Source organism: Picosynechococcus sp. PCC 7117 (assembly GCF_001693275.1).
Classification (GTDB): domain Bacteria; phylum Cyanobacteriota; class Cyanobacteriia; order Cyanobacteriales; family MRBY01; genus MRBY01.
Map to the genome: position 1 here is coordinate 895,717 of NZ_CP016477.1, position 19,272 is coordinate 914,988.

The following is a 19,272-nucleotide window of genomic DNA, read 5'->3' on the forward strand; positions in this document are numbered from 1 at the left end:
ATGGCTGCTTTCCCCTAACCAAATCGATAGCCAAAGCCCCGCACTGTGATCAAATATTCCGGCTGACTCGGATCTAACTCTAGCTTTTCCCGTAACCAGCGGATATGCACATCGACCGTTTTTGTATCCCCTAGAAAATCAGCACCCCAAACCTGTTCAATTAACTGATCCCGTGACCAGACCCGGCGCGGATAGCTCATAAACAATTCCAATAAACGATATTCCTTGGGCGATAAACTCACTTCCTCACCCCGCACCGTCACCCGACACTCCTCCGGGAACAAAGAAATATCCTTAAACTGACGTACCGAATTTTTAGGCGTGCTCCGGATAAACTGCTGACGCCGCAACAGCGCACGGCACCGGGCCACCAACTCCCGCAGACTAAACGGTTTGGTTAAATAATCATCTGCACCCACCTCTAGGCCCAATACCCGGTCTGTTTCACTTGCCTTGGCACTTAGAACTAAAATCGGAATTGTGTTTCCCTGATATCTCAAAAAACGACACAGGTCTAAGCCATTCACTTCCGGCAACATAATATCTAGAATCACCAAATCCAGAGGCATATCCGGGGCATTGAATTCTGGATTTTGCAGCATATTCAAGCCTGTGCGGCCATTATCCGCAAAAAAGACCTCATAGCCTTCTTCCTCTAAACCCATCACAATCATGTCACGAATGACTGCCTCGTCCTCCACTACTAGGATCCGTGCTTTCGTCGATAGCTCAGCATCTAGGGTATGTGACATCAAATCAAGGGAGAGCATAAAAATAAATTATTTACAGGGTTACGCCAACATATACATCAAAAGGCAGAGATTTGGCTAGTACATTGTGATTTCCTATACATTCACACTGCCAAGTTTAGCCAGGGTCAGGATTTAGTCCATGAGTTGTAAATCACCAGCTAGGGTTTGTGCCTGTTGTCGCACAAACTCCACCTCCTCCGCTAGCCAAGTCCGGACTTCATGGTGATGAGCCGCTAACAATCCCCACAAACGTTGATCGACAATGATTGGCGCAACCAGATCGGCCCGCACCCGAATTGATCGTAAAAAGTCCAGGTGACAAGGGTCAAAATCACTTGCCTCAATATCTGTAATTTGTAGGATTCTGCCTTGGAGATACCGTTGGGCATAATCACCATTAAAACAATCATCGGCCCCCGTCGAGCCTAAAATCGAAAATTCACTCTGGCTCAGGGATTCAATGATCACCTGCCCTTTCCATTCCCGGTAGAAATAATAAATGACAACCCGACTCACCCGGAGTTGCCAGCGTGTTTGATCAGTGGCCTGTTGTAACAATTGATTACGAGTCAGGGTGCGATTTAATCGCTCGTTCACTCGATTAAGACTTCGATCAAACATATTCGGCTGCTAGTTTTATTACCTTCGATTTTATAAAGATCTCCTTCACTTTGGGAATTAATGATGAATTTCCTCGGAGGGCGCTCCAGTTTTAACCTGCTTTGGCAAGGGATCTGTCTTGAACAAAAAAGCCCTGACAAACCGTAGTGGCTCCCAGGGCAGAGATTAACAACTTGCTGAAATTGCACGATAGTGTGACTAGCAGAAGCTCACAGCAATGTTTTTAGTAAACTTCCACATGCCAACGGTGTTCTTTTTTCATGGAGCGGCGCATTTCTTCCCAATTGAGACCACGCTTCTCTGCTTCGGCGGTAAAGGTTTCGTCAATGGGGGGTTGCATGCCCTTGAGACCACACATATAAACATGGGTATTGGGTTTTTGAATCATCTCAAAGAGTTCATCGGCATATTCACTAACGCGGCTTTGAACGTAAACCTTGCCACCATCGGCGGTCTTTTGTTCGCGGCTAATGGCGTAGGTTAGGCGGAAGTTGTCAGGATTTTCCGCGGCCATTTTTTCGAAGTCGTCTTTATAAAGGATATTGGCAGTATAGGGGACACCGAAGATGAGCCATGCCTTGCCTTTAAATTTGTAGTCTTCGTGCTGCTCTTTGAACATCCGCCAGAGGAAAGCCCGGAAAGGTGCAATCCCAGTGCCGGTAGCGAGCATGACGACAGTTGCATCTTCGTCATCGGGCAGCAGCATTTCTTTACCAACAGGGCCAGTGATCTTGACGTCATCTGTGCCGACAGGAAGATTACAGAGATAGGTGGAGCACACACCATAAACTGTTTCGCCAGATTCGGGATCTTGGTATTCGAGTTGACGAACACAGAGGGAGACGGTCTTGTTGTCTTCCATATCGCCATGACGGGTAGAGGCGATGGAATAGAGTCTGAGCTTGTGGGGTTTCCCGTTTTTGTCTTCACCGGGAGGAATAATCCCAATACTTTGACCTTCTAGGTAGCGCAGATCGCCTTCGGAAATATCGAAGGTTACGTGACGCACGGTGCCGCTGCCGCCTTCGTCAACAAGCTCGTAGTTTTCGATACATTTGCCGAGGAAGGGGGTCTTCGGGCGATAAATATTAACTGGAACTGAGGTGTCGGTGGTTTTGGGGTGAACGATTTTTGTCGAAGAAGCCATAGGAGATTGTGCAGATGCTTGGGCGGAGGACTGGCCTTCACTCACAATCTGGGCTGCATCTTCTGCGGGACGGATACTAACGATTTTGCCTCCCAGTTTGGTAATGCGTTGCATTTCCTGGTTCATTCTGGCATAGGGCACAGTAATAAATGTGGTGCCACTTTTACGAACGAGGGAGTTTTCGTTACGACCGTCGCCACCCAGACCAACAACTTCGTAGATAAACAGACGATTGGCGTAGGATTGATTTCCAGTAGAGTTTGCTGTGCTAGTGATACCGTACATTATGTGCAGTTTCCCAATTATTTTGATTTATCAGTTTTTTTGATCTTAAAGGGGGTGGATCGTCGGTACAAACCGCTTTTTCCCGCTTTAGAGTCAAGATTATAAGGGCTTTACTCCATTTAGACTATCATTGTGCTGCCCATGCTTTACTGAATGGGGCGGGAAGTGTGACTGATTTTGATGTATCAGAATTGGGATAGCAAGGTCACTGGAAACACGATCTTAGCCGGGCTCGGTTCCTTGGAGTTAGTTAGTGCAAGATTGTGAGTCAAGGAAGTTTAGAAAAGCATTTTAGGGATGTTTCTCTAGGGGTTTTGTGATGGCTGTTGCATTCTTCTTGGGGCTTTGTAAGGGGATCTTCATAGAGGTAATCTTTTTAGATTTTCTTTAGATTTTTTTGAAGTGGATTAGAACAGGGCGATCGCCTTTGCTGGGGAATTGTGATAGCAAAATATAATCAAACGGCGGCAATCCGTTGAAGATTTAGGGGGATATGTCACAATGAGGGGCGAAACTCTTTGACCATTGGTGTCTATTTAGAACAGCCCAAACAGAGCAACTCGCCCCAAGCAATTCCGAAAAATGCCCTTGGTCAACTGTGCGCTGTCACCCAAAATTTGTTGGGAAATTTGACATCAATGGATGTGTAACTTAGAAAGCAAGAATCCTAGGCATTCGTAATGGAACCGCTTTATCAATATGCATGGTTGATTCCGGTGCTGCCTCTGTTGGGGGCAATGGTTATCGGGATCGGCTTAATCTCCTTAAACAAATTCACGAACAAGCTACGGCAACTCAATGCGGTATTTGTTCTGTCGCTCATCGGTACTTCGATGGCCCTCTCTTTTGGGCTACTCTGGAGTCAAATTCAAGGTCATGAAGCCTTTACCTACACCCTAGAATGGGCAGCGGCAGGCGATTTTCATCTGCAGATGGGCTATACCGTGGATCACCTGAGTGCCTTGATGTCGGTGATCGTAACCACGGTGGCCTTGCTGGTGATGATCTATACCGATGGTTACATGGCCCACGATCCGGGTTATGTCCGTTTTTATGCTTATTTGAGCATTTTTAGCTCGTCGATGTTGGGTCTGGTGTTTAGCCCAAACCTTGTGCAGGTTTACATTTTCTGGGAATTGGTGGGGATGTGTTCCTACCTCCTGATTGGCTTCTGGTATGACCGCAAGGCGGCGGCCGATGCTTGCCAAAAGGCTTTTGTCACAAACCGTGTCGGCGATTTTGGTCTCTTGCTAGGGATGCTCGGTCTCTATTGGGCCACGGGCAGTTTTGAGTTTGATCTGATGGGCGATCGCCTGGTGGATCTCGTCTCAACGGGGCAAATCAGCTCCCTCCTGGCCATTGTCTTTGCTGTACTCGTTTTCCTTGGCCCTGTGGCTAAATCCGCCCAATTTCCGCTCCATGTGTGGCTCCCCGATGCCATGGAAGGGCCAACCCCCATTTCCGCTTTGATCCACGCGGCGACCATGGTTGCTGCTGGAGTGTTCCTCGTGGCGCGGATGTATCCCGTGTTTGAGCCGATCCCAGAGGCGATGAATGTCATTGCCTGGACGGGAGCAACCACCGCTTTTCTAGGGGCGACCATTGCCTTAACCCAAAACGACATCAAAAAAGGTCTTGCCTATTCCACCATGTCCCAGTTGGGCTACATGGTGATGGCCATGGGGATCGGTGGCTACACCGCTGGGTTGTTTCACCTAATGACCCATGCCTACTTCAAGGCGATGCTCTTCTTGGGTTCCGGTTCTGTCATCCATGGTATGGAAGAGGTGGTCGGCCATAACGCTGTGCTGGCCCAGGATATGCGGCTGATGGGTGGCCTGCGGAAATATATGCCCATCACTGCCACAACGTTTCTCATTGGCACCCTCGCTATCTGTGGGATCCCGCCCTTTGCTGGTTTCTGGTCGAAGGACGAAATTTTAGGCTTGGCGTTTGAGGCTAATCCAGTGCTCTGGTTCATTGGTTGGGCCACCGCTGGCATGACCGCTTTTTATATGTTCCGGATGTACTTCCTGACCTTTGAAGGGGAGTTTCGCGGCACGGATCAGCAACTGCAAGAAAAGCTCCTGACGGCGGCAGGTCAAGCCCCCGAAGAAGGCCACCATGGCTCTAAGCCCCACGAGTCTCCTTTAACGATGACTTTCCCGTTGATGGCTTTGGCGGTTCCGTCGGTATTGATCGGTTTGCTGGGGGTTCCCTGGGGTAATCGGTTTGAAGCTTTTGTCTTTTCTCCCAACGAAGCAGCAGAGGCCGCTGAGCATGGTTTTGAATTGACAGAATTTTTGATCATGGGTGGTAATTCTGTGGGGATCGCCCTCATTGGGATTACCATCGCCTCGCTGATGTATCTCCAGCAGAAAATTGATCCGGCTCGTTTGGCCGAAAAATTCCCGGTGTTGTATCAGTTGTCTTTGAACAAATGGTACTTCGACGATATCTACAACAATGTTTTTGTGATGGGTACCCGGCGCTTAGCCCGACAAATCCTTGAGGTGGACTATCGCGTCGTCGATGGGGCCGTAAACCTCACGGGGATCGCCACCCTCTTGAGTGGTGAGGGCTTGAAATACATTGAAAATGGCCGCGTCCAGTTCTATGCGCTCATTGTGTTTGGGGCGGTGCTAGGCTTCGTCATTTTCTTTAGTGTGGCCTAGCCGTCACTGTATTCCGAAAGTTGAGAAGATAAAATTCCCCCTTGCCTGAGTGGTGAGGGGTTTTGTTTTTCCTGATAAGATTTGCAGTGGCGTTGTTACAGGGGTTAGCAGAAAAATTATGGCTGGATTTAAACAAGGAACCCAGGTAAAGCTGACACAGTTGCCCCCCTATCTTAAGACCGCAGACCCGATGCCGATGTTGCGTCCGGCGGATTTGTTGGCGGTGGGGGCGGTTGGCACCCTAGGCGATCGCCGCCCTGGTGGTTATTGGGCGGTTAAGTTCGAGCGGGGCTCTTTTTTGCTTGAAGAAACCTATCTGGCAGTCGCCACTGGGACGGCCTAAACCTAGGAATTGGGCAGATCGACAGTCGGACTCAGGGGGACAAAATCGCCGTGAATGGTAAGGCCGAGGCACATGGTTTCGCCTGTTTGGATGCGTTTTCCCGTGAGGGCACAGGTTTCATCCTTTTGGGCGATCGCCTCAAGGGTCGCCCGAATATCTGCTTCGCTAAACTGGGGGCGATAATCCCCTGAGTTGTGATTGACGTAGTTCCAGAGAATATCGCGGATTAGGGCCTGGTATCCTTGGTTTCCAGCGAGTTCCTTGAGTTTATCTTTCAGTTTGCGCTCTAGGCGAATACTGGTGACTTCCATTTCTGTCGTGCTAGTTGCCCGAGTCATAATCTTCGCTAATCCCCTTACATTTAAGACTTTACTAAATATCTGTCCTCGGAATGAGGCAAAATATCAAAAGTTGTAGTGTCAGTGTAGTGAAAATGTTTTAGAAAAAAAAGCGCGATTTGGCTGAATTGTTACTCATTGACAATATCTAAGGCGATCGCCTCCGCCACTTTGACCCCATCGATGGCTGCCGAGAGAATGCCCCCTGCATAACCAGCTCCCTCCCCCGCAGGATAGAGGCCCTGGGTATTAATACTTTGGTAATCTTTGCCCCGTTTAATGCGAATTGGCGAAGAGGTGCGCGTTTCCACCCCCGTTAACATCGCCTCGGCCATAGCAAACCCCTTAATTTGTTTGTCAAAAGCGGGTAGAGCTTCCCGAATCGCTTCAATGGCGTAGTCCGGGAGCGCGGTGCTGAGATCCGTTAGCTTAACTCCCGGTGCGTAGGAAGGCTTAACTTTGCCCAACGACTCAGAAGAACAACCCGCGAGAAAATCCCCCACCAATTGGCCCGGTGCACTGTAATCTCCACCACCCAGTTCAAAGGCCCTGGCTTCTACTTTTCGTTGGAGATCAATGCCTGCGAGGGGATGCCCTGGAAAATCTTCTTCTGGGGTAATGCCAACAACAATCCCCGCATTGGCGTTACGTTCGTTGCGGGAATATTGGCTCATGCCGTTGGTGACGACTTTGCCAGCCTCGGAGGTGGCCCCAATCACCAAACCCCCCGGACACATACAAAAACTATAGACCGAGCGCCCATTTTGACAGTGGTGGACGAGCTTGTAATCGGCGGCACCGAGAATTTTATTGCCAGCAAATTCCCCGTAGCGACATTCATCGATCAGGGGTTGGGGATGTTCGATCCGAAAGCCAATGGAAAAGGGCTTGGGCTCAATGTAAACACCCTGGTCATGGAGCATCTGGAACGTATCCCGCGCACTGTGTCCCATGGCCAGCACCACGTGGGAACTGGGAATAAATTCGCCATTTTCGAGGGTGACGCCTTTGACCTGATGGTTTTCTAGTTCGAGGGTTTTGACCTTGCTTTGGAAACGAATTTCGCCACCCAGGGATTCGATGGTTTTGCGGATGCTTTGGACGATGCCGACGAGCTTAAAGGTGCCAATGTGGGGTTTGGCGATGTAGAGGATTTCGGGATTGGCCCCGGCGGCGACAAATTCTTCGAGGACTTTGCGTTTGTAATGGTGGCGATCGCGCACCTGGCTGTAGAGTTTCCCATCGGAAAACGTCCCTGCGCCTCCTTCTCCAAATTGGGCATTAGATTCGGGGTTAAATTCTCCCTTCTTTTTCCAGAAATTAAAGGTGTCTTTGGTGCGCTCATTGACGGTTTTTCCCCGTTCTAGCACAATCGGCCGAAAGCCCATTTTGGCTAGCATTAATCCCGCAAACATCCCACAAGGCCCCATGCCAATGACGATGGGCCGCGTCGCACAATCTGCCGGTGCTTGGGCCACCATTTTGTAACTCATGTCTGGGGTGGGGAGCACGTGGGGATCTTTTTTGAAGCGTTTTAGCAAAGCTTGATCCTTCGTGGTGTGCACATCAAAGATGTAGACGAGGTAAATATTGCTCTTTTTACGGGCATCGTAGCTGCGTTTGAAAATCTGATATTCCAGCAAGTCATCCGGCTGAATTTTCAACTTCTGGCAAATGGCCTGGGCGATCGCCTCTGGGCTGTGGTCGAGGGGCAGTTTGATTTCCGTAAGACGAAGCATGGCAGTTACTGACAAAAATAGCGATGATAATCCCTGGGGCCGGGGATTCTTATTAAAAACGAAAAAAATCTTCCCCACAATGGCGAGGAAGACCCGGACTCAATAAATAAAGAATTAGTCAGCGGCCTTAGATCAACCCCAACCAGCTCAGGACGCCTTCTTTGGTGAATAATTCGATGGCGATCGCAATGATGATCCCGATCATCGCCGCCCGGCCATTGAGCTTCTCGGAATAGAGATTGAAGCCAAACTTCGGATCTTCAAGATTGGGCTTAACGGTGGGTTCTGGAGCTGCCATGGTAAAAACCTCGTCTTATCGAAATTAATGTAATAATTCTTAATATGTAGTGTAGCGCACAAAAGCCACAGTCGTACATTTCGCTATTTCATGGCTCAATCGTTTTATTTATCTATCGCCATAGACTTTTGCACTTAGTTGTTGCCAAGTTTATTCGCCTTAGAAATAGATGGCGATCGCCATTGAGGTTATCCAAAATGCTAGGGCATCTTTACTCTAATTGTTACACGACCAAACTGCGATCGCCTGCTGATCAGAGGAGCCGAGGGCGAACGGTCACACAACACCTTGGGGCTTAATTCGACAATATTTTTCCAAGTTGATCATTGCGATCGCCCCTATTTTGTATAGCGGGATACATCAGGCTGACCATAATTAAAGGCTAATAAAGCTTAAGTTGAGTGCAGTGATTACATCTAAACAAGAACACAATATCAATTTGCTCTTTAAGCCCTAGGGAATAGGGGGCTTTACTTGGCAGCATAAATGATCAATTTTTGGAAACAAGAAGGCAATGACGAAAATTTTGATTATTGAGGATGAAGCAGAAACCCGTAATGTTTTCCTTAAGTGCCTAGAATTTGAAGGCTTTAAAACCTGTGCTGCAAGTAATGCTTTAGATGGGATTGAACTGGCATTAAACGAACAACCAAATTTGATTGTGTGTGACATTCTCATGCCCGACATGGATGGTTACTTCGTGTTGTCAAAAATACGCCGCTCACCTAAAACAACCGCGATTCCTTTTATCTTTCTCACTGCCAAAGTTACTATGGCCGAGCTTCGCTATGGTATGCAGCTCGGAGCAGATGATTACCTGACCAAGCCTTGCACGGTTGAACAATTTCTAGGCGCGATTAATGTCCGACTAAAGCGACAACAAGACACGATTGAAAATCACCATCTAGATTCGACAAAAAATAAAACAGTTGTTTCTTCTGGTGCCGAAATCGACTTTCCATTAACAGATATCGATCGCGATTTTTCTTTCCCCTACTCCAGCAATTTAAATCGAGCGTTTGATTTTATTGAAGATCATTACCATCAACCCATTAAAATAAAGGCGATCGCCGAGGAAGTTGGCTATTCTACTTCCTACCTGAGTAATTTAGTCCAAAAAGAAACTGGCTATACAGTCAAGCAGTGGATTATCGCAAGGCGCATGCTGCAGGCTCGCAAACTATTGAAAAATACAAACAAGCCAATTCATAAAATTGCAGAATTATGTGGCTACCATGATGCTGGCTACTTTACCAACCAATTCCGGCGATTCCATGGAAAAACACCATTAAATTGGCGTTCTGAGCAAATATAGCCTGTCTTCTTGTGGGTTGCCAGGACAGTTTTTCACAAAAACCAACTGAGAATAACATCTTCGGAAAAGACTTTTCTGTAATTGATTTAACAAAAAAAGCAGGATATCAAGGGAGTTGAAAAAACAGCCTAAAAAAATGACATTTTTTCAAAAAAAAATCTAATGTTTATTACGAAAGTGGCTGCTACTATAGACCGCAACTCTTAATAAATAAAAGTACTTTTCTGAGTTTTAGGGCTCTTTCAAAATTCTGCGGTTTTGAAAGTTTAAGTTGTTATTTTTGGGTAGATATAAATTATGACTCTGATTTCAGCACAGCAGGCTTTACAGGGACTAGGGGGTTCCGACTCTTTCGGTGGCAGGCGCTCAAACTTACAGTCTTTGTGTCATGTTTGTGGAAAATACCATGGCGCGAGTGATCACTGGCAGTTTATGCAGACGATGCCGCAAGATCCTGTAGAAATGGTCGAGGACCTCGTAAAAATGGGGATTTATAAAGAGAATCAGTTGCGGGCTGCAGAAGGAGTAAATGCCTACGAACTGAGAAAAACTTTATTTTTGAAGCGCATTGGTCGCAGTGATCCAAAGCGAGAGAAGCTGATCTTGGCCCTCTGTAAGCAGGCTGGCGGGATGGAAAATGCTTTTGCGGCAGCCTTTGGGCCCCAAGCTGGTCTATTTTTTGCAGACTCAATTCGTAGTAGTCAACAGACCCGTCGAGAATTTCTGCGGAATATGGCCGTCGGTGCTGCCCTTGTGAGTTTAGCGAGTTGTGGGCAGGATACAACGCCCCCTGCGGCAGACGCTCCGGCAGATGCGCCAGTGGGTAATTTGGAGAAAACTGATTTACAGATTGGTTTTATTCCCATCACTTGTGCGACGCCCATTATTATGTCTGAGCCTTTGGGCTTTTATGAAAAGTATGGTTTTAATGCCAAGGTCGTCAAAATGCCGAGCTGGGGGGCCGTCAGAGATTCGGCGATCGCCGGCGAATTGGATGCCTACCACATGCTGGCTCCGATGCCCATTGCGATGACTTTAGGTCTTGGTTCCGAGGCATTTGGCGTGAAGCTGGCAAGTATCGAAAATATTAACGGTCAAGCAATCACCGTTGCCGAAAAATATAAGGGGCAGGTAAATGGACCTGCCGACTTTAGGGGCTTTACCATTGGGGTTCCCTTCCCTTACTCAATGCACAATCTCCTGTTACGTTACTACCTCGCGACGGGCGGCATTGATCCTGATGTGGATGTACAGATTCGTCCTGTTCCCCCACCAGACAGCATTGCTCAGCTAGTAGCGGGTGATATCGACGCATACTTGATGCCTGATCCGTTTAACCAGCGGGCCGTGTACGAAGGTGCAGGCTTTATCCACATGTTGACCAAAGAAATTTGGCCAGGTCATCCTTGTTGCGCCTTTGCCGCCAGTGACCAGTGGATTGACGCCAACCCCAACACTTTCCGCGCCCTAAACAAGTCCATTATCGAAGCGGCTGCTTACGCTCAAGTCCCTGAAAATCGTCCTGAAATTGCCAGAGCGATTTCCGAGCGGGCCTTCCTTAACCAGCCTGTGGAAGTTGTCGAAGCAGTTCTCACTGGCAAATTTGACGATGGTAATGGCAATAGCCTTGATATTCCTGACCGAATCGGCTTTGACCCCTATCCTTGGCAGAGTTTTGCAAACTGGATTTCTTCCCAGCTTGTGCGTTGGGATCTTCAGGGTGACGGATTGGCTCCCACAATTATTCCTGAGACTGGCTATGACACCGTTGGTACAGATGTCTTCCTCACCGATTTAGCAAGAGAACTGGCAACTGAGCTTGGTCAGACACCGCCCACTGAGATCTATCGCGAGGAGACCCTCAAATTTGACACCTTCGATCCCGCTGACCCTGCGGCTTATGTGCAACAGCAAATCGATGAATATGGCGTGTAATTTTTAGGAGGTTTTTTATTATGGCAGTCACAAGTAAACGACTACCAACATCAGCTTACGCTAGGCCGAAAGAGTCCCTTTGGCAAAATGAGAATTTTCTCGCATTTGCACTATTTGTTGCTTCCCTTATTGTCTTTTTAGGAGGATGGGAAATTAGTGCTCGCATAGGAATCCTGGCGAATATGCCTACTGCTTCTTTGACTCTCAAGGAGTTGTGGTGGTGGACGACTAATCCTTTTTTCGACAATGGGCCTAACGACCTGGGCATTGGCTGGAATCTGTTAATCAGTTTGCGACGGGTGGCGATCGGCTATCTTGCGGCTTCTTGTGTTGCTGTTCCCCTCGGAATCTTGATTGGTATTTCACCGATCGCCAGAAAAGGTTTTAACCCATTCATTCAGTTGTTAAAACCTGTATCTCCCCTAGCTTGGTTACCTCTTGGTTTATATGTCTTGCGCGATTCTGAGCAAACTGGCGTTTTTATCATCTTCATTTCCAGTATTTGGCCGACTTTGATCAACACGTCTTTCGGTGTGGCAAATGTTAGTAAAGAATATTTGGATGTGGCAAAAACCCTGGGGGCTTCGAGTTTCCGCACTATTTTTAAAGTGATTATTCCTGCTGCTCTGCCCAACATCTTGTCGGGTTTAAGGATCAGTATGGGGATTGCTTGGCTGGTCATTGTGGCGGCAGAAATGTTGCTGGGTACAGGTTTAGGCTACTTCATCTGGAATGAGTGGAATAACCTTTATATTCCGAACATTTTGGTGGCGATTCTGATCATCGGTTTAGTTGGTCTCATTCTGGATAGTTGCTTTGCGGCTGTCGAAAAATTTGTTGCATTTGGTCGAAAATAATGAGTGTTACTCCTGTGAATTACGCAACTCCCCTAACGCCGGAAGATACTTTTTCGGATACGGCTCAACTTTCAATTCGTAATTTGACCAAAGTCTTCCACGGTAAACAAAGTTTATTGGGTAAGGTTACTGGTAAAAAATCGAGAGATTATGTGGCGATCGAGGATATTAGTCTCGATATTGAGCCGAATACGTTTGTTTCGATTATTGGGCCTTCTGGCTGTGGTAAGTCCACTTTGCTGGATATGATTGCGGGTCTTTCGCCTGTTACCTCTGGTGAGATTCGTCTCAATGGCGTACCGATTACTGGCCCGGGGCCTGACCGGGGTATGGTGTTCCAAAGTTATGCGCTGATGCCTTGGATGACGGTGGAGGAAAACCTCTACTTCGCGGTGGAAACGGTTTATCCGGATATGCCGAAAAAGCAGATTAAGCGAACCATCAAAGAACATATTCAGCTCGTGGGTTTAACGGGTGCAGAGAAAAAGCATCCCCACCAAATTTCGGGTGGTATGAAACAGCGGGTCGGTATTGCCCGTGCTCTGGCGATTAATCCCCAAATTTTATTGATGGATGAGCCGTTCGGAGCATTGGATGCGCTAACGCGTGGGTTCTTGCAGGATGAGATTGAACGCATCTGGGAGCGGGAACGGAAAACGGTAATCATGATTACCCACAGTATTGATGAGGCTTTATTGCTTTCTGATCGGATCATTATGATGACCCGTGGCCCGGCTGCTGGTGTGGATGAAATCTTGGATGTGCCTTTCCCTCGTCCTCGTAATCGTGAGGAGCTGGATCAGTATCCGGAATATCACGATCTGAAGGTTGAAATGGAGAGTCATCTTTCTCGCGAAACCCGCGCGGTTGAGGCAGCAAGAATTAGTCGTTAAGCGACATGATTCGATTTGGTTACGTTGTAATTTTGATTTTTTAGAGGATTTAAAGAATGGCAATTTCTGAGGTTACAGAGAAGCTTTTAGCTGCGAAAAAGGCTGCTGGTATTTCCTTTGCAGATTTGGAAGCGAAAGTCGGTTGTGATGAGGTTTGGATTGCTTCCGTGGTTTACCGTCAGGCCAGTGCATCTTTAGAAGAAGCAACCAAGATTGTGCAAGCGATTGGGGCGGATGAGTCTCTAATTGAGCCGTTGACAGAATGTCCTTTAAAAGGTTCGCTTGAGCCTGTTATTCCGACGGATCCTCTCATCTATCGTTTCTACGAAATCATGCAGGTTTACGGTATGCCCATTAAAGCGGTTGTCCATGAGAAATTCGGCGATGGCATCATGAGTGCGATTGATTTTTCCATTGATGTTGAGTGCGAAGAAGATCCCAAAGGCGATCGCGTTAAGGTGATCATGTGCGGTAAGTTCTTGCCCTACAAGAAATGGTAAGTAGAGCTCCTGCTATGAATTAATGGCGTTTGCATGGATCGGGGCTGTTAGTGATTGGCTGGCAGCCTCTTTTTTAAACAGAATTTGTGTTGAGGCTTTGAAATATGACATCGACTCCAAAAAAGTTAATCCCTCCTTTTGATCGAGAAACGGCGATCGCCAAAGTGCGGATGGCGGAAAATGCGTGGAATGGTCGCGATCCGGATAAAGTGTGCATGGCCTATACAGAAGATAGTTTTTGGCGCAACCGTGCTGAAATTTTTCAAGGTCGGGAAAATATCCGTGAATTTCTGCGCCGCAAGTGGGATAAAGAGCTAAATTATCGTCTCGTCAAAGAAATGTGGGCCTTCGACGAAAACCGGATTGCGGTACGCTTTCAATACGAATGGCAGGATGATGCAGGGCAATGGTATCGCGCCTATGGCAATGAAAATTGGGAGTTTGACGAAAATGGTTTAATGCGCCGTCGAGAAGCCAGCATTAACGACAAACCCATTGCCGAATCTGAGCGTCGCTTTTTTTGGGATGCCCCTGGCGATCGCCCCCTCGATCATCCCGGATTGATTAATTCCCCTGAATAAATACAAAATTTCCAGCGTTCCCATCATCTGCAAGCGGTAATTAGCCCATTGATTCACATCAGTCTGAGTTGACTCAATGGGTAACGGCAGCCGAGTGATAGAGTCAGTCATAATACTCTCTACTGTACTGATGTCGAGGATAATAACGTTTCTTGTCTAAACCATTTGCCCAAGAATTAAAACAGCTCCGTCGCCAGCACCAACTCATTTTAAATGCCGTTGGCGAAGGGGTTTATGGCCTTGATTTAGATGGCAATGTGACCTTTATTAATCCCGCTGCCGCTAAGATGATTGACTGGCCAGTGACAGAGTTGGTCGGCAAGTCAATGCATACGGTATTGCACCATTCCCATGTGGATGGTTCGCCCTATCCCCGTGAAGATTGCCCAATTTATGCCGCCCTCAAAGATGGTAGTACCCATCGCGTGATTTCCGATGTATTTTGGCGCAAAGATGGCACCAGTTTTCCGGTGGAATATATCAGCACCCCCATGAAAGATGAAGATGGCACTTTAATTGGGGCTGTTGTCACATTTCAAGATATTAGTCAGCGGCGTTGGGCAGAAAAAATTCTTGAACAGGCCAATGAAGATTTAGAGCAAAAAATTCAAGAGCGGACCCAAAAGTTGCAACGAGCCAATCAACAGCTAAGGGAACTTAGCGAAATGCGTTCACGCTTCATCACCATGGTTTGTCATGAATTTCGTAATCCCCTTAATAACATCACCCTGTCTGTTTCTTCCCTGAAACGTTATGACACCCATCTTTCCTTAGCAGAAAAAGCAGGTTATCTTTCCAGTATTAATGCGAATGTTGAGCGCATGACTCAAATCATTGACGATATTTTAGTGATTGGTAGGATTGAAGCCAAAGTTCTAGAAGTTAACCGAACAAAAGTTGATGTAGTGGCATTTTGCCGTCGGTTATTAGAGGAAGGAGAATTTATTCGTCAGTCTGATCCCATTAAATTGATTTGCCCCAGCCATTCGATTATCACTGAGCTTGACGAACGCTTACTCTATTCAATTTTAGGAAATTTACTTGCCAATGCGATTCGCTATACCCACGCGAGTGGCGCAATTACTTTGAGCTTAAGAAAGTGGAAACAAATACTAATTATCAAAGTCCAAGATGAAGGGATTGGCATTGCCTTAAAAGATCGAAAATATCTTTTTGAACCGTTTCATCGGGGTTGTAATACCAGTAATATTCCTGGTACAGGACTAGGGCTAAGTATCGTTAAACAGTTTGTGGATCTCCTTGGAGGCAATATTCATGTGTCCAGCCGAATCAATAAAGGAACGACTTTTACTGTGAGATTACCAATGTTTAATAACAGTAAAAACAATATTTCAACTTCCACCAGTTAATTAAAATCAAAAAATATCATCTTGAGTCCATTAAAAAATATTTCTTGTCAACTCAAGGATTCAAGCTAATGATTAGATGTGATTGGGATTAAAGTTTGGCAAAAGCGAAGAATGTGTTCGGCGACGAGGGTTGTTTGCTCCACATGGGGGAGATGGCCACAATTGGGAATCCAGTGGAGGGTGCTATTGGGTAAGCCCTGTTGAAAGCGATGGGCTGCTTTTGTGCCAAGGATTCGGTCTTGTTCACCCCAGAGAATTAAGGTGGGTTGCTGGATCTGCTTCAATTTGGGATAAAAAGAGCCATAGCCACCGCCTTTTGTAAATTGAATCAAGGCTTCCTGCCAGCGATCGCACTGGACATGCATCGCGCCACAGAGCACCGCATCTGTTGTGACTTTTGTTTTATCGAAATAGGCACTCTGGCAAATCTTTCGGCGGATATTCATGCTCCCTAAAAATTGTGTAGCCCACCGATCCAAAGGCGGTACCATTGCAAAGCGGCTGAGGGGTTTTGGGGCCAGACCAGCACTATCTAAGAGGACAATTTGCTTGACCGCGTCGGGGTAGCTCAGGGCAAAATCGAGGGCCACCGCCCCACCCATGGAGGCACCAACAATCACTACCGGGCGATTAATTTGCTGTTGCCAAAACTGGTAGAGGTGGGTTTTGATGGTTTCTGGGGTAAAGGGAAGCTGTTCTGGTCGCTCCGTAAAACCGAAACTGAGCAAATCCACGGCCCAAACAGGATGCTGCTGGGCTAATTTGGGCAAAAGATAGCGGTATTCTAAAACTGAGCTATCAAAGCCATGGATGAGGAGAATGTCTTGGTCGCCGCTGCCCTGTTGGACAAAGCTCGTCAAGATGGGATCTGTCTGAAGCGGAGTGGCGATCGCCACCTGTTGGAGCTGCTGGGCGAGGCGAATCGCATCAAGTTCCGTAAGCTGATTAACCAGAGGCGGTAAAAAAGAAGGATACATAGGGGATTTCAACAAATGCAGCCAAATTGCCTACTTATTGTTACAGGTTTGCCCCTGGCCTACAAGCAAACGGTGTCCGAGAAAATTTAGGGAGCTAGGGCACGCTCAAGCAAAATTGTATGCTTGGGTAGTTGTGGTTTTTCGACAATAATAGAATAGTAGGACTTAGTTCCTTAGAGCTCTTTGTGCCAGTTGACATTTCCCAATTTAAGTTACAGCTACCCATTGTGATTCACCTGCCAAAATCTGTCCAAGCTCCATCAGGATCGTCATGTTCCATTTCCCGCAACCGCCCTTGAAACTATCTCGACGGTTTATCCTCATTATTTTGCTTGCCTTAGCCTATTACGGGACCGCAGAAATTTCTCGCCAGGTTGCTTCGACCCCCCAATCCGTTACCCCTATATGGCCCCCCGATGGCATTGCCCTGGCAGCAACATTTATCTATGGCTATCAAGTATTACCAGGGGTATTTCTTGGCTCTTTTTTAGCGAATATTTGGGCTTTTTTTCAGGGGGGAAATCTCAATCAAGCCCTCACTTCAATTGTGCAGGTATTGGCGATCGCCCTAGGCACCACAAGCGGTATGGGCTTGGGAAAGTACTTACTAGATACCAAAATTCAGCGCAAAAATCCCCTCAAAAAGCTTGACGATCTCTGCAAATTTCTTCTATTTATCGGTATTTTAACCCCGGCAATCAATGCCACAGCCGGAGTTTTTGCCCTTGCCATCGGCAATACAGTCACTTGGGCAAACTTTGGAGCATCTTGGTTAACTTGGTGGATTTCTAACGTTTCTGGAATCTACATTTTCACCCCGGCCCTAATTAGTTGGTATGAGCTATTTCAACCACAAACCTTAAATCGTCTCATTCAAAAAGCAATTTTCACTTTTAACAAGCTTTATAAAAAGCCTAGTAAACTTGCCTGGAAATTATTGTTTGAAACAAGATTTATTGAGGCCCTAAGCCTACTCACAATTATTTTGTTAATTAGTTATATTTCTTTTTCTCAAAATTTCCATTTGGAATATATGCTCATTCCCTGTCTGGTGTGGGCCGTGATTCGTTTTGGTCAATTTGGCGCGACAAATCTTATTTCCCTCGTGACAATGTTAGCGGCACTCGGCACTGTGCGGGGACTGGGTTCCTTTGCCAGTGAAGATATCAACGAATCTTTACTACGCTTGCAGTTATTCACCGTGGTCATCGTGGTGACTAATTTGAGCTTAATGGCGACTTTACGAGAAAAAAAAGAAGCCTTTAACAATTTGCGCCAATCTAAACTCCACCTCCAAGAAAAATCATCACAACTTGAACAAAGCAAAATAATCCTGAAAGAAAATGCCTTTTTATTAGAGCAACAAAACTTAGAGCTCATCGAAGCCAAACAAGCAGCAGAAAATGCGAATCGCACCAAAACGCGGTTTCTGTCTAGTATGAGCCATGAGTTGCGCACCCCTTTAAACGCTATTTTAGGGTTAGTGGAACTGCTCAAAGATTCTGATAATTTAGACGAATACGAACGGGGAGATTTACAAACCATCAGTGACTCAGGGATTCACCTACTCCATCTCATTGAAGATATTTTAGATATTTCTCGCATTGAAGCGGGAAGAGTCGAACTTCATTTTCAAGAAGTAGATTTTCCAAAATTTCTCCAAGGGATTAAGGGCATTATTCAAGCGCAAATTAATACCGATGCCATTGAATTCATTTGTGAATTCCCCCCCCAGTTGCCAGCAGTGGTGAGCATTGATGAAAAAAAGCTTAAGCAAGTATTGTTAAATCTCTTGCATAATGCGGCGAAATTTACAGAAAAAGGCCAGATTATTTTTCGCTTAAAACTTCATTCTTTTCCCGATTTGAGTGAGACCTATACATTGCTCAATTTTGAAGTTGAAGACTCTGGGATTGGTATCGAGCCTGATAAGCTCAACTTGATTTTTCTGCCTTTTGAACAAACTGGTAAAGCCAAATTCAAAACCCAAGGGACTGGTTTGGGTCTCGCCATTAGTCAAGAAATTGTCCGGATGATGGGCGGCAAAATTTCGGTGACGAGTCAGCCGGGCGTCGGCAGTAAATTCGAGTTTATGATCTGTACTCAAATTGTCAATAAGCCTAGTGACTCCCTTGAAAAAAAGCAAAATCCTTTGTTTGTTTTTGATCGAGAGTTGGCGACGAAATTGCCCCTGAAGATCCTCTTAGCGGAAGATAATTTAACGAATCAAAAGGTTGTCGCAAAAATCCTAAAGAATTTAGGTTATCAGGTGGACATTGTAAGTAATGGTTTAGAAGTCCTAGAGGCAGTTGAACAGCAAATTTATGATGTGATTTTGATGGATATTCAGATGCCTGAAATGGACGGCTTAGACGCCACCAAAGCATTACTTAAACTAAATTTGGAGCCACATCCCTATGTCATTGCGCTGACGGCCAATGCCATGCAGCATGATCGGTTGGCTTGTTTGGAGGTTGGGATGGATGATTATATTACCAAGCCTGTGCGGTTGGATTTGTTGGTACAGGCCCTGTGGCGATCGCAATGTTGTCGCCTCGTATTTTAAAAGCCTTGTGTTTGCCGATGAACCCCTAGATTTAGCAAAAATCTATACCCCTAGTATTTGTCTTTAGAATAGTAACGACT

18 protein-coding genes are annotated in these 19,272 nt (G+C 46.4%); 11 read left to right on the forward strand and 7 right to left on the reverse strand.

Translation table 11 applies throughout. The annotated features are described in order from the left end of the window. Nucleotides 1–14 precede the first annotated feature (14 nt). The 3 genes from AWQ22_RS04350 to petH form a co-directional block, all read right to left on the reverse strand. Nucleotides 15–770: a response regulator transcription factor gene (locus AWQ22_RS04350; RefSeq protein WP_012306479.1), complete on the reverse strand. Its 756-nt coding sequence runs from the start codon at nucleotides 768–770 to the stop codon at nucleotides 15–17. Nucleotides 771–884: 114 nt separating this feature from the next. Continuing rightward, nucleotides 885–1,349, reverse strand: a complete 465-nt coding sequence (locus AWQ22_RS04355) for a GAF domain-containing protein (RefSeq protein WP_232321479.1) — start codon at nucleotides 1,347–1,349, stop codon at nucleotides 885–887. A gap of 247 nt (nucleotides 1,350–1,596) precedes the next feature. After that, the gene (gene petH / locus AWQ22_RS04360) at nucleotides 1,597–2,805 is read right to left on the reverse strand and encodes a ferredoxin--NADP reductase (protein WP_012306481.1); all 1,209 of its coding nucleotides are present in this window, start codon (nucleotides 2,803–2,805) and stop codon (nucleotides 1,597–1,599) included. 518 nt (nucleotides 2,806–3,323) lie between these two features. Here petH and AWQ22_RS17260 point away from each other — a divergent pair. From AWQ22_RS17260 to sipA, 3 genes are all read left to right on the forward strand, one after another. After that, nucleotides 3,324–3,455, forward strand: a complete 132-nt coding sequence (locus AWQ22_RS17260) for a hypothetical protein (protein ID WP_254903390.1) — start codon at nucleotides 3,324–3,326, stop codon at nucleotides 3,453–3,455. A 30-nt stretch (nucleotides 3,456–3,485) separates the two neighbouring features. Next, nucleotides 3,486–5,480, forward strand: coding sequence for an NAD(P)H-quinone oxidoreductase subunit 5 (locus AWQ22_RS04365; RefSeq protein ID WP_030007559.1), 1,995 nt, complete (start codon nucleotides 3,486–3,488; stop codon nucleotides 5,478–5,480). A 118-nt stretch (nucleotides 5,481–5,598) separates the two neighbouring features. Continuing rightward, nucleotides 5,599–5,823 carry a regulatory protein SipA gene (gene sipA, locus AWQ22_RS04370; protein ID WP_030007558.1) on the forward strand — a complete coding sequence of 75 codons (225 nt, stop codon included), beginning with the start codon at nucleotides 5,599–5,601 and terminating at the stop codon, nucleotides 5,821–5,823. A gap of 2 nt (nucleotides 5,824–5,825) precedes the next feature. On the opposite strand, the gene AWQ22_RS04375 is transcribed toward sipA, so the two are convergent. The 3 genes from AWQ22_RS04375 to AWQ22_RS16920 all read right to left on the reverse strand — a co-directional run bounded on the left by AWQ22_RS04375 (nucleotide 5,826) and on the right by AWQ22_RS16920 (nucleotide 8,198). Next, complete coding sequence (locus AWQ22_RS04375) at nucleotides 5,826–6,161, reverse strand: hypothetical protein (protein ID WP_065710306.1); 336 nt, start codon at nucleotides 6,159–6,161, stop codon at nucleotides 5,826–5,828. 131 nt (nucleotides 6,162–6,292) lie between these two features. Next, a complete protein-coding gene (locus AWQ22_RS04380) occupies nucleotides 6,293–7,900 on the reverse strand; it encodes an NAD(P)/FAD-dependent oxidoreductase (protein ID WP_065710307.1) in 1,608 nt (535 codons plus the stop codon). Nucleotides 7,901–8,027: 127 nt separating this feature from the next. Further along, complete coding sequence (locus AWQ22_RS16920) at nucleotides 8,028–8,198, reverse strand: hypothetical protein (RefSeq protein ID WP_012306486.1); 171 nt, start codon at nucleotides 8,196–8,198, stop codon at nucleotides 8,028–8,030. A 514-nt stretch (nucleotides 8,199–8,712) separates the two neighbouring features. Here AWQ22_RS16920 and AWQ22_RS04385 point away from each other — a divergent pair. The 7 genes from AWQ22_RS04385 (at nucleotide 8,713) to AWQ22_RS04415 (ending at nucleotide 15,649) form a co-directional block, all read left to right on the forward strand. Then, complete coding sequence (locus AWQ22_RS04385) at nucleotides 8,713–9,513, forward strand: response regulator (RefSeq protein WP_012306487.1); 801 nt, start codon at nucleotides 8,713–8,715, stop codon at nucleotides 9,511–9,513. Between the two features lie 483 nt (nucleotides 9,514–9,996). Then, nucleotides 9,997–11,448 carry an ABC transporter substrate-binding protein gene (locus tag AWQ22_RS04390; protein ID WP_315862427.1) on the forward strand — a complete coding sequence of 484 codons (1,452 nt, stop codon included), beginning with the start codon at nucleotides 9,997–9,999 and terminating at the stop codon, nucleotides 11,446–11,448. Nucleotides 11,449–11,468: 20 nt separating this feature from the next. Further along, on the forward strand, nucleotides 11,469–12,305 hold the full coding sequence (gene ntrB, locus AWQ22_RS04395) for a nitrate ABC transporter permease (protein WP_012306489.1): 837 nt from the start codon (nucleotides 11,469–11,471) through the stop codon (nucleotides 12,303–12,305). Further along, nucleotides 12,305–13,198 carry an ABC transporter ATP-binding protein gene (locus AWQ22_RS04400; RefSeq protein WP_012306490.1) on the forward strand — a complete coding sequence of 298 codons (894 nt, stop codon included), beginning with the start codon at nucleotides 12,305–12,307 and terminating at the stop codon, nucleotides 13,196–13,198. The genes ntrB and AWQ22_RS04400 overlap by 1 nt, the downstream gene beginning before the upstream one ends. Nucleotides 13,199–13,254: 56 nt before the next feature. Beyond that, a complete protein-coding gene (gene cynS / locus AWQ22_RS04405; RefSeq protein ID WP_030007552.1) occupies nucleotides 13,255–13,698 on the forward strand; it encodes a cyanase in 444 nt (147 codons plus the stop codon). A gap of 104 nt (nucleotides 13,699–13,802) precedes the next feature. Further along, nucleotides 13,803–14,279 (forward strand): nuclear transport factor 2 family protein, encoded by a 477-nt coding sequence (locus AWQ22_RS04410; RefSeq protein WP_062432975.1) that lies wholly within the window; start codon nucleotides 13,803–13,805, stop codon nucleotides 14,277–14,279. 152 nt (nucleotides 14,280–14,431) lie between these two features. Further along, entirely contained in the window at nucleotides 14,432–15,649 is a 1,218-nt protein-coding gene (locus AWQ22_RS04415) for a HAMP domain-containing sensor histidine kinase (RefSeq protein WP_065710309.1), read from the forward strand. Nucleotides 15,650–15,714: 65 nt separating this feature from the next. On the opposite strand, the gene AWQ22_RS04420 is transcribed toward AWQ22_RS04415, so the two are convergent. Next, the gene (locus AWQ22_RS04420; protein ID WP_065710310.1) at nucleotides 15,715–16,626 is read right to left on the reverse strand and encodes an alpha/beta fold hydrolase; all 912 of its coding nucleotides are present in this window, start codon (nucleotides 16,624–16,626) and stop codon (nucleotides 15,715–15,717) included. Nucleotides 16,627–16,921: 295 nt separating this feature from the next. Between AWQ22_RS04420 and AWQ22_RS04425 the strand changes: the two genes are divergently transcribed. Then, nucleotides 16,922–19,192, forward strand: a complete 2,271-nt coding sequence (locus AWQ22_RS04425; RefSeq protein WP_232321481.1) for an MASE1 domain-containing protein — start codon at nucleotides 16,922–16,924, stop codon at nucleotides 19,190–19,192. The last annotated feature ends 80 nt before the right edge of the window (nucleotides 19,193–19,272 follow it).